A 3,347-nucleotide genomic window follows, 5' to 3' on the forward strand; every position below is an offset into this window, starting at 1 on the left:
CATCAGGAAGAAGTTGAAGAAATGCGTTACCCCCACCCAGCCCGGGATCCCGGGTTCCCCCGATGCCAGGGTACCCGGATAGTGGGCCATGAACGCCTGAACCGGTTCGGTGCCGCGCAGACCCTTCGCGGCGGCCACCGCACTTCAGCTTCGACTCTCTGCAACTACACCGCATCAGCGCAAACTGTCACCCGGACAACCACGCCTCACCCAGCGTGCTGCAGAAAGCCGGCATGCAGTACGAGGGCCGAATCCGAAGCCACCTGCTCACACAAGGTGCTTGGCGCGACTCTCTGCTCTACGCCGCCGTCTTTGGCGATCACGAATTGAGCGCGTCACCCGGTCCTAGACAATCCCCCGCCGGGGGAGCCGCACGGCTGACCCACCGTCTCCGCCACACCGCCCCGCCGGAGAAGCTGCCAATAAGAAGAGGATTCAAATCCGTTGCAGGAGTGAGTGAACGGAGCAGTTTACTGGCAACCCGCCATATTCGATTCCGCCGTATTCGGCCGTAATTGGCGTCGGCACTTGGGTCGCTGTCGCTGCTCGGATAGCTCGGCGTGCGTGATCCCTCAGCAGCAAAGAGCAGGGACGTAAGCTCCGAGTGGGTAGGGAGTGGAGTTTGCTGTGGCAGCCTTGAAGTCGTTGGTTGCTTGGCCGGTTGATCTTCGAAGCGGCGGCTTGGGTGGCGATTTCCTCGAATGAGATGCCGAGGCCGGTCGTCTTACAATTTGTAGTACACTGGCCCGGTGGCTGACACGATCACGTTCCGACCCGATGAGGATGCATCCAAGGCGCTTGCTGTCTTGACCAAAGACGGGACGCCAGTATCTGCGGCGGTTCGGGCGGCCCTCATCGCGGCCGCGCGCCGAAAGGCTGCCGCGGCGATCCACACCGAGGCGGAGGAACTCGCTGCGGACGAGGCAGACCGCGCCGAAGCCATGCAGGTGCTTCGCGACATGGACACGCTGCGTGCGTGGTGAAGTCTTTCGGCTCCATGCTCCTCGTCGCAGCCGCGGCCACGAGCAGTCCGGCGCGCGATACGCCGTCGTGGTCCAATCCGACCAGCTGCCATTATCGACATTGCTAGTAGCGCCGACATCCACGTCAGCCCGGGCCGCAAGCTTTCGGCCCGAAGTCGAGATCGATCGCCGCGTCACGCGGGTGCTAGCCGAACAAACCGCGGCGGTCGATCCAGCCCGACTCGGCAACAGCGTGGGTTATCTCAGTCTTGAAGAGATGAGCCGAGTAGACGCGGCTCTCCGGATTGTGCTTGACCTGTAGAACGACAATGTCACAACGGCTTCAACAAAACCGCTGGGTGCACACCTTGCGGTAGGAGAGGGCGGCTACAGCCGTGTCCGGTCGCAATTCTATTTGGCGGATGCTTCTGGTTGAGCGCCAGCTAGTTTGAGACGATACGTCGTCGTCTCGTCGCACTACAGTTGGCGGTTTAATCGCCAAGGCTGCGCGTCGTCACATACCGCCAAGTGCATTGCGATTTGCGCCAACTCTCATCTGAGACTTGATGACCGGTGCTTGACAACGGGTCCAGTGACGGACCCGACGGCCGTGGTTGAGGGGTCAGCAGTTCGCTTTGAGCGTGAAGTGTCGCGTGGCGTGTTCCACTGCAGGGGTGTCGATGTTGAATCTGTCGATGGTGCCGCTGATCGTCCAGGTGCTGACGGTCCTGCTGGCGTCGGTGTTGCCGTGGTTGCCTAGCCAGTAGCTGCCGGTGAAGCCGTAAGGGTGGCGGATCCGCACTGACTTCGCGGTCGCCGCCGCACCGGTTTCGATGACCGCGATGATTCCGGCGGTCTGGTCGCTGGTGTCGATGGTCCATGTCAGCCGGTCTGGTTGCAATTGACGGCGTGCGTCAATCCCATGTCCTTGCCATCGATGCTGACCTGTGCGGTCAAGGGGGGCAGCGCACCCGGCGGTGGCGGTGGGTCGGCGGTGACGAGGAGCACCCCGCGAGACTGGCCAGGATGGTGGACGCGGCCGCGCCGTCGAATCGGTTCGGCACGGGTGCCTGCCTCTCGTTGCGTAGAATCTCGGGTGGCATCGACTTTCGGGGCGCGGGTGACGTGGCGAGGCGGGCACGCCGTGGGGCGTTAGCAGGCCACCGTGATGGCGAAGGTCCCCGTCGTTCGGGCGCTGGGGCGGTCGGCGGTGAACCCGTGGGCGACACCGGTGATGTCGTAGGTTCTGCCGGTCATGCGGACCGCGGAGTTACCGCCGAGGCCCTGTTGGTAGCTCCCGGTGAATCCGCCAAGATCGTGGATACTGACCGACTTGGCGACAAGACTGTGCTCGTTGGACACGTACGCGGTGACTCCGCTGGTGTCGCTGCCGATGGTGAGGATCGTCAACCATCCCAGCGGTAGGCATGAGACTGCGTGCGTGTTGCCGGTGTCGTGGCCGTCAATCATCAACTGTGCGGTGCCGGCGGGCATTGTTCCCGGCACGGCCGGCGGGGCCGGCGGTGGCGACGACGAACATCCGGCTATTCCTGCGGCCGCGAGCGCCGCGGCGACCGCAAATCGACGTTTCACGATGCGTGATCGGTCTCGGGCGGGAGGCTGGCCTGGATGTCGGCAGACCCATCGGTTTCGGATGCAGCGGTGCTGCGCTGGAAGACGGTGTCGGCGGCGATCGTGGTCTTGCGGCTGAGCATGAAGAACTCGTTCCAGTGCAGACCGAGTGCGTCGTGGTCGATGGTGGTGTCGGTGCCCACCCGGACCGCGCCGTCGTCGAGCACCCTCACGGTGGCGTGTAGCGCCAGCGGCTCGGTGGTGCCGGTGACGGTGATGAACGCTTCCAGGTCCGCGCTATCGACGTCGGAATCGCCGGCCCCCGCATTCGTCAGCACCCCGGTGACGCCGACGACCGCGGCGGCCAACAGGACCATCAAGCCAATGATGACCAACATTTCGACACCTCCACGGCGTGCGGATAGATCTTCAAGTACAGGCCTTTGCGAACCTCCTGTCAACGGCGTAGACAGACAGCGGCGTGAGCCAGTTCCACGACCGACCCCGCGTGATCGGCAACGATGGAAACTGCTGATTCGTCTGCGGTCAGCCAGTGAAAGATCTGCGGAAAATACAGCGATGGCAAAGCATCTCAAGGATGGTCGACCAACGCAGCAAATGCTCCGTTCGCGATCAGAATGGTGCCGTCGTGCCCGACGGCCAGTACTGGCACCGGGAGCCGTTCCAGAACTAACATCGCCGCCACGATGTCCAGCGGCGTTGCGCTGCTGCTCAGGCTTCCCCGCCGCTCCATTTCGTGACCCCTGGCAACACCATTGTTGGAAACAACCGGGAAGGCGTGGGAGACGGGGC

The 3,347-nt window shown here is 63.4% G+C and carries 6 protein-coding genes and 2 pseudogenes; 3 read left to right on the forward strand and 5 right to left on the reverse strand.

What is annotated here, in order from left to right; genetic code table 11:
• Nucleotides 1–152: 152 nt before the first annotated feature.
• The 3 genes and pseudogenes from VET27_RS14070 to VET27_RS14080 all read left to right on the forward strand — a co-directional run.
• Nucleotides 153–515: pseudogene (locus VET27_RS14070) on the forward strand (GNAT family N-acetyltransferase); the annotation flags it as partial.
• Between the two features lie 234 nt (nucleotides 516–749).
• Nucleotides 750–983 (forward strand): hypothetical protein, encoded by a 234-nt coding sequence (locus tag VET27_RS14075; RefSeq protein ID WP_526519084.1) that lies wholly within the window; start codon nucleotides 750–752, stop codon nucleotides 981–983.
• Nucleotides 973–1,284, forward strand: coding sequence for a type II toxin-antitoxin system PemK/MazF family toxin (locus VET27_RS14080; RefSeq protein WP_526519086.1), 312 nt, complete (start codon nucleotides 973–975; stop codon nucleotides 1,282–1,284). Before VET27_RS14075 ends, VET27_RS14080 begins: the two co-directional genes overlap by 11 nt.
• A 300-nt stretch (nucleotides 1,285–1,584) precedes the next feature.
• On the opposite strand, the gene VET27_RS14085 is transcribed toward VET27_RS14080, so the two are convergent.
• The 5 genes and pseudogenes from VET27_RS14085 to VET27_RS14105 form a co-directional block, all read right to left on the reverse strand.
• Complete coding sequence (locus VET27_RS14085; protein WP_526519088.1) at nucleotides 1,585–1,863, reverse strand: lipoprotein LpqH; 279 nt, start codon at nucleotides 1,861–1,863, stop codon at nucleotides 1,585–1,587.
• Nucleotides 1,845–1,970, reverse strand: coding sequence for a hypothetical protein (locus VET27_RS14090; protein WP_526519090.1), 126 nt, complete (start codon nucleotides 1,968–1,970; stop codon nucleotides 1,845–1,847). Before VET27_RS14090 ends, VET27_RS14085 begins: the two co-directional genes overlap by 19 nt.
• A 144-nt stretch (nucleotides 1,971–2,114) precedes the next feature.
• The gene (locus tag VET27_RS14095) at nucleotides 2,115–2,555 is read right to left on the reverse strand and encodes a lipoprotein LpqH (protein ID WP_526519092.1); all 441 of its coding nucleotides are present in this window, start codon (nucleotides 2,553–2,555) and stop codon (nucleotides 2,115–2,117) included.
• Nucleotides 2,552–2,932, reverse strand: coding sequence for a hypothetical protein (locus VET27_RS14100; protein ID WP_526519094.1), 381 nt, complete (start codon nucleotides 2,930–2,932; stop codon nucleotides 2,552–2,554). The genes VET27_RS14095 and VET27_RS14100 overlap by 4 nt, the downstream gene beginning before the upstream one ends.
• Before the next feature lie 194 nt (nucleotides 2,933–3,126).
• Nucleotides 3,127–3,347: pseudogene (locus VET27_RS14105) on the reverse strand (hypothetical protein); the annotation flags it as partial.

Origin of the sequence: Mycobacterium sp. (assembly GCF_035633495.1) — a bacterium.
Taxonomy (GTDB): domain Bacteria; phylum Actinomycetota; class Actinomycetes; order Mycobacteriales; family Mycobacteriaceae; genus Mycobacterium.

Bases quoted from the DNA above. Each gene is read 5' to 3' on its own strand.
- VET27_RS14100 (WP_526519094.1), bottom strand. From the start codon at position 2,932: ATGTTGGTCATCATTGGCTTGATGGTCCTGTTGGCCGCCGCGGTCGTC.